This window comes from Pseudomonas folii (assembly GCF_014357575.1).
GTDB lineage: Bacteria > Pseudomonadota > Gammaproteobacteria > Pseudomonadales > Pseudomonadaceae > Aquipseudomonas > Aquipseudomonas folii.
In genome coordinates this window covers 1-6140 of sequence record NZ_JACONW010000222.1, presented here as the reverse complement: position 1 = coordinate 6140, position 6140 = coordinate 1, and the positions used below count along the sequence as shown (strand labels likewise).

General features: G+C 57.9%; 6 protein-coding genes. All 6 read left to right on the top strand.

What is annotated here, in order from left to right:
• The first annotated feature begins 117 nt into the window (after positions 1-117).
• The 6 genes from H8S59_RS25460 to H8S59_RS25435 all read left to right on the top strand — a co-directional run bounded on the left by H8S59_RS25460 (position 118) and on the right by H8S59_RS25435 (position 6138).
• A complete protein-coding gene (locus tag H8S59_RS25460; protein WP_187523223.1) occupies positions 118-636 on the top strand; it encodes a sigma-70 family RNA polymerase sigma factor in 519 nt (172 codons plus the stop codon).
• Between the two features lie 66 nt (positions 637-702).
• The gene (locus tag H8S59_RS25455) at positions 703-1668 is read left to right on the top strand and encodes a FecR family protein (protein ID WP_425504609.1); all 966 of its coding nucleotides are present in this window, start codon (positions 703-705) and stop codon (positions 1666-1668) included.
• A 120-nt stretch (positions 1669-1788) separates the two neighbouring features.
• Positions 1789-4398, top strand: a complete 2610-nt coding sequence (locus tag H8S59_RS25450; protein ID WP_187523222.1) for a TonB-dependent receptor — start codon at positions 1789-1791, stop codon at positions 4396-4398.
• A gap of 191 nt (positions 4399-4589) precedes the next feature.
• Entirely contained in the window at positions 4590-5204 is a 615-nt protein-coding gene (locus H8S59_RS25445) for a biliverdin-producing heme oxygenase (protein ID WP_187523221.1), read from the top strand.
• Positions 5201-5656 carry a YbaN family protein gene (locus H8S59_RS25440; protein ID WP_095094182.1) on the top strand — a complete coding sequence of 152 codons (456 nt, stop codon included), beginning with the start codon at positions 5201-5203 and terminating at the stop codon, positions 5654-5656. The genes H8S59_RS25445 and H8S59_RS25440 overlap by 4 nt, the downstream gene beginning before the upstream one ends.
• Before the next feature lie 125 nt (positions 5657-5781).
• Positions 5782-6138, top strand: a complete 357-nt coding sequence (locus H8S59_RS25435) for a DUF5064 family protein (RefSeq protein WP_187523220.1) — start codon at positions 5782-5784, stop codon at positions 6136-6138.
• Positions 6139-6140: the final 2 nt, after the last annotated feature.

The window sequence follows — 6140 nt, the reverse complement described above, 5'->3', positions numbered from 1 at the left end:
TACAGATTTATCCGAGATATCGCCTCCCTACAGACAACAACAGCGACACCCCCTTGACCGAACAAGCGGATGAGAAGCATTATCATCCGCTGCTTTTCTCGGTCGAGTACTCCCCCGGTGAGTCAATCGCGTTTAAACGAAGTATTCGTCTCTCACAGACCTATTCTGCTGCGCACCCTGCAGCGAATTGTCAGCAATCACAGCACCGCAGAAGACCTGCTTCAGGAAACCTATCTGCGTGTGACCGGCGCATTGAGCACTCGCGCCATCGAGCATCTGGAACCGTTCATTTTTCAGACCGCCCGCAACCTGGCACTGGACCACTTGCGCGCCCGGCGCGTGCGGGAACGCTTGCTGGCCGAGGACGCGACGACGGCCGACATGGAAAACGTCAGTGCGTCGACGACGTCGCTGGAAGACGCCATCCACGCCAGACGGATGGTCGAAGTGCTCAGCAAAAGCATCGCGACCCTGACACCCCGCCAACAGCAGATTTTCAGCCTCAGCCGCCTCCGGGGTCTCAGTTACGTGGAAATTGCCGAGCAACTCGGCGTGTCCGCGAGCACCGTGCAGAAGGAGCTGAAATTGATCATGGCGATCTGTGTGGCTGTTGCAACAAGGCTTGACCACCCTTGAACGTTGCAGCAGTCTGCGGCAAATACGGCTTCGGCCGACACGAACAAGAACGACCGAGGACTTCCCGTGAAGGACCCTGAATTCCATCGCGCACGCGCTATCGCCGAAGAAGTGTTGAGCGACAGCGTGATGGATCAAGCCTTGACCTGGCTGATCGAGCTTGATGACAGTGACGAGCAACAGCAAGCCCGCTTTCGGGATTGGCTGGCGGCCGCCCCTGCCCATCGAGAGGCATTTGCCAAGGTTCAGGCAATCTGGCACTCACAACCGGTTGCTCTGGCGGCAGTCGAGTTGAACGCCAGCCAGCCATCACGCTGGCGCCGTCTGCGTTCCCGCTGGATATCTGTGGCGACTGCCGCCATGCTGCTGATCGGCGTATTCAGCTTCAGTAATCTGGGCCTTCGCATGCAGGCTGATCACTTGACGGTGGTCGGTGAACGTCAGCGCGTGCAGCTTGATGACGGCTCCAAAGTGTTGCTCAACACCAACTCAGCATTTTCCAGTGATGTAACTGACAAGAGCCGGGTCGCCAAATTGTTGCAAGGCGAAGCCTTCTTCGAAGTACCGGTCAGCCAGGGTCAGCCACTTGAGGTACAGGCGGGCGCGGTGAGCATGCGCACCAATGACAGCGCCTTTGCCGTGCGCTACCTGGATGGCATTGCGCAAATTCAGGTGCAACGCGGGGCTCTTGACGTCCGAGCACCGCAGGGCGACGACGCTGTGAAGCTCGCAGGAGGTGACAGCATTCGGGTGGGCCCTGAAGGTTTCAGCCATCGCCAGAAGCTTGATCCGGGAAAGGATCTGGCCTGGATTCAAGGCCGTCTGGTGTTCGACAACTGCCCGATGGGTGAAGTCCTCGCCGAATTGCGACGCTATTACCCCGGCTGGATCGTCAACACCAACAGCAAACTGGATAGCGTTGCGGTAACCGGAAATTACCGCCTGGACAATCCAATGGATGTGGTCCGATCGCTGGCACATATCACCTCTTCCCAGCTGCATGAACTGCCTGCACTGGTCATTCTCAACTGAGCCGATTTATTTTTACTCGATAGTCATCCGTCGCGCGTCTCGTCTTAGCCAATGCAACTGATTCGTATTAACGACAGTTACAACAAACTAAAAAGACTGCACAACGGAGCCCTATCGACAATGCGTAATCCCGTCACGCCCCATGTCTCCCGCACCGCCGGGCTGCACAAATCCGCCCTCTCGCTGTTGACCCTGGCGGTTTTGTCCGCCGCTGGCTGGTCCGGCGCTTTGCACGCAGCCAGTGCCAGCGACGCCGATGCAACAGCGGCATCGACCCGGACTGCCGGTCTTTACGCATTCGACATATCCCAGCAACCACTGGCTTCTGCGCTTAACGAGTTCAGCCGCATCACTGGCTGGCAGGTCGGGGTTTCTTCTGACCTGGCCAACAACGTCACCTCCCCCGGCGCACGCGGTTCGCTTTCACCCGCCAATGCGCTGGAAAGCTTGTTGGCCGGTTCACACCTGAGCTACCGCGTGATGGGAAACAACACGGTCGTGCTGGAAAAACGCAGCGACGGAGTTGTTGCTCTGGGCCAGATCACGGTCAGCGCGACGCGTCAGGCCCAGGATATTGCGTCGGTTCCCAGCTCGGTTTCGGTCCATGAGCGAGGAGAACTGGATCGACAGAATGTGAACACCATTCGCGACCTTGTACGTTATGAACCGGGGGTTTCCGTGGGCGGTGCCGGTCAGCGTTCGGGCACGACCGGCTATAACATCCGCGGCATCGACGGCAACCGGATCCTGACTCAGGTCGACGGTGTCGAAGTGCCTGACAACTATTTCTCCGGGCCGTACGCCAACACTCATCGCAATTACGTCGACCCGGAAATCGTCAAACGTGTCGAAATTCTGCGCGGCCCGGCGTCGGCGCTTTACGGCAGCAGCGCCATCGGCGGCGCGGTCAGCTATTACACCCTCGATGCCGACGACATCATCAAGGAAGGCAAGGACGTCGGCGCTCGCCTGAAAACCGGCTACAGCTCGGCCGATGACAGCTGGCTCACCTCTGGAACACTCGCTGCACGCCAGGGCGACTTTGATGGCCTCCTGCACCTGAGCCAGCGCAACGGCCACGAGGCCGAGTCCTATGGCAGCAACGGCGGTACCGGACTGGAGCGTACACAAGCCAACCCCGAAGATGCACGCACCACCAACATTCTGGCCAAGCTGGGCTGGAACTATGGCGAAGGCTCACGTCTGGGTCTGACCTACGAAAAGTACAAGGATGACCGTGACACTGACCAACAGAGCGCTGTCGGCGGGCTGTTCACTGGCGGCGTAGGCACTGGCCTGAACTTTTACCGTGGGCGCACCGGGAACGACACCATCAGCCGTGAACGGTTTGGTCTGGAAAACAGCTTCGAGCTCAACAGCCTGTTGGCGGATAACGTCAAATGGAGTCTGAACTATCAGATTGCCAAGACCGATCAGACAACACTCGAGCGCTACTTCCCGATCACCCGGGATGTGTGGCGCTCGCGAGAAACCACTTACAAAGAACGTCAGTGGATTCTCGATGCTCAACTGGACAAGGCGTTCAGTATTGGCGATACCGAGCACCTTCTGACCTACGGCACCACCCTCAAGCAGCAGAAAGTCACTGGCCTGCGTACTGGTGGTGAAGTCTGTGCGTCGACTGCGGGCTTTGGTACTTGCAGGGCAGTCGGGCAGGCACTGCCTCAAAACACACTGGCCCCGTCCAGTGACTTCCCGGACCCCACCATCAATACCTACAGCCTGTTTGCGCAGGACGAAATCCGCTGGAACGACTGGACCTTCCTGCCAGGCGTTCGCTACGACTACACCCGTCTGGATCCGCACATCACTCAGGAGTTTCTCAACACGGTGGGTGAGGATCGGGACAGCGTCAGTGACGAAAGCCAGAAATGGCATCGCGTGTCGCCCAAGCTGGGCGTGACCTATGCCTTCAATGATCAGTACACGTGGTACGGCCAATATGCGGAAGGCTTCCGCACGCCAAGCGCCAAAGCGCTTTACGGACGTTTCGAAAACCTGCAAAGCGGTTACACCGTCGAACCCAACCCTGATCTGGAACCGGAAAAGAGCAAGAGCTATGAAACCGGCCTGCGGGGCCGCTTTGAGGCAGGCACCTTCGACGTTGCGGTGTTTTACAACAAATACCGCGACTTCATCGACGAAGACCAGATTCAGCCCGGCACTGCAACCGGAGCGACTTTCCGGGCGAACAACATCGCTCACGCGACCATCAAGGGCGTTGAACTCAAAGGCCGCCTGAATCTGGATAAGTTTGGCGCCCCCAAAGGTCTCTATACCCAAAGCGCTATTACCTACCTGTATGGCCGTAACAACGACAGTGGCGAGCCGCTCAATAGCGTCAACCCACTGACAGGCGTGTTCGGTCTGGGCTACGACCAGGATAACTATGGCGGGCTGCTCAGCTGGACGCTGGTCAAACGCAAGGATCGTGTGAGTGACCTTGAATTCAACGAGCCAGATGGTTCATCGAGCCCGTTCAAGACTCCGGGTTTCGGCGTTCTTGATCTCAGCGGGTATTACAAGGTCACCAACGATGTAACCGTGAATGCGGGCCTGTACAACCTCACCGACAAAAAATACTGGCTATGGGACGACGTGCGCGGCTATGACAGCGCTGGAGAAGCGGCCGTCACCGCTCCGGCCAACCTTGACCGCCTGACTCAGCCCGGCCGCAACTTCAGCGTCAACGTGGTCTGGGATATCTGATTAAGCAACGCCCCCCACGGACTGTACGTCGTGGGACCGGCTTCAGCCGGAAAGAGGCCCTTACAGTCACAGAAAATGATTCGTCGGGTATACCGCTTTCCCGGCTAAAGCCGGTCCCACGATTTTTACGCTTCAAGGGTGGGTCATTCGTCTATTTAACATCCTCTCCATTTTTACCAGGGAAGAACCCAATGACCTCCGAGCACAATCGCCCTGCCCTGCGTTCCCAGCGCCTGAATCAGATTACCCACGCGCCGCACGAGCAACTCGACAAGGCAGTAAAAGCCAATGCGCCTTTTGAAACGCTGGAAAGCTACAAGCGCTTCGTCGTCGCTCAGTATCTTTTTCAGGCAGAGCTGCAGCGGCTGTACAACGACCCCGAGCTGAAGAAAATCGTCCCTGACCTGCCTGCACGGTGCCGTGCAGAACAGGCCAAAGCCGATCTTGCCGACCTGAACACTGACACTCCCCCCGCCATCGCCGGTGCGGTACACAACCCGAGCAAGGCCCAGGCCATGGGCTGGCTCTTCGTGTCGGAGGGCTCCAAACTGGGCGCGGCCTTTTTGATCAAGCGCGCCGCTGCGCTGAACCTGAGTGAAAGCTTCGGGGCCCGGCATCTGGGCGAGCCGGCAGGTGGTCGGGCCGAAGGCTGGAAAAGCTTTATCAGAACTCTGGACGGGCTGGAATTCACCGAGCAGGAAGAGGCTCAGGTGGATCAAGGCGCCATCGCCGCGTTCGAACGCTTCAATGTGCTGCTGCAACACGCCTACGCCTATGCGCCAAAGGTCGAGTCGGTTCAAGCATGAAAAAGCGCCCGGTGCTGTTAAGCTGGCCGGGCTTTCTGAACCTGCCTGTAGTGACCATGACCTCCAAACCACCCGGTACCAGACTCTCTCGCCTTCTGTTCGGCATCCTCGCCTACGTCAGTCTGGGCATAGGGATTGTCGCCATTTTTATTCCGGGCCTGCCGACGACCGAGTTCATTCTTCTCGCGGCATGGGCGGCGACCAAAAGCTCGCCGCGCCTGAGCGCGTGGCTGGAGAATCACAAGCTGTTTGGCCCGATCCTGAGTAACTGGCGCAATGGTCGCCGGGTGACCCGTAACGCCAAGATCAGCGCGACCATCAGCATGCTGCTCTGTGCAGGGTTGATGCTTTATCTGATGCATGGTTGGCCGGTGTATGCCGCTGTTGGCGGCATGCTGTTAGGCAACCTGTGGATATGGTCGCGGCCAGAGCCAGTCAGCAGCAAGTCCTGAGCACTGATTCACGTCACGCCTCTGTCACTCGACATGATCTATGGTTGAATCTTCACAGTCGCTGAACGGCAACGGACTTTACCGGGTCTACCGTGCTACTCATCGACCAACCAAGGGGCAATGACATGTTCGAACCGGGCCATCTGCATATCACTCGTGCGCCGCTGCAAGCATCGGATTTCGGCTACGACATCCATATCCGTTACGACGTCAGCGAAAACCCCGAGGAAGGCAAGTGCATGCATTTCACGATGCAGGGCGAAGTCGCAGGCAATACGTTCGAGGATGAATTCGAACTGCCAAGGGATCTGGCTTGCAACTTTGCTCATCACGCCAATCAGATCGCAGTCAAACACGGCATGCCGCACACGGCCCTGGTGCCGCTGGCGATGCATGAAGAATATGATCGTATGTTCAAGGACGTTCACGACAAGCTGGGCATTGAACCGGGTGAGCCGGTGAAGCCTGAGCATTTGGTTTGAAG

Excerpts from the sequence above, each read along its gene's own strand:
- H8S59_RS25450 (WP_187523222.1), top strand. The coding sequence starts at position 1,789 with ATGCGTAATCCCGTCACGCCCCATGTCTCCCGCACCGCCGGGCTGCAC.
- H8S59_RS25445 (WP_187523221.1), top strand. The coding sequence starts at position 4,590 with ATGACCTCCGAGCACAATCGCCCTGCCCTGCGTTCCCAGCGCCTGAAT.
- H8S59_RS25440 (WP_095094182.1), top strand. The coding sequence starts at position 5,201 with ATGAAAAAGCGCCCGGTGCTGTTAAGCTGGCCGGGCTTTCTGAACCTG.
- H8S59_RS25435 (WP_187523220.1), top strand. The coding sequence starts at position 5,782 with ATGTTCGAACCGGGCCATCTGCATATCACTCGTGCGCCGCTGCAAGCA.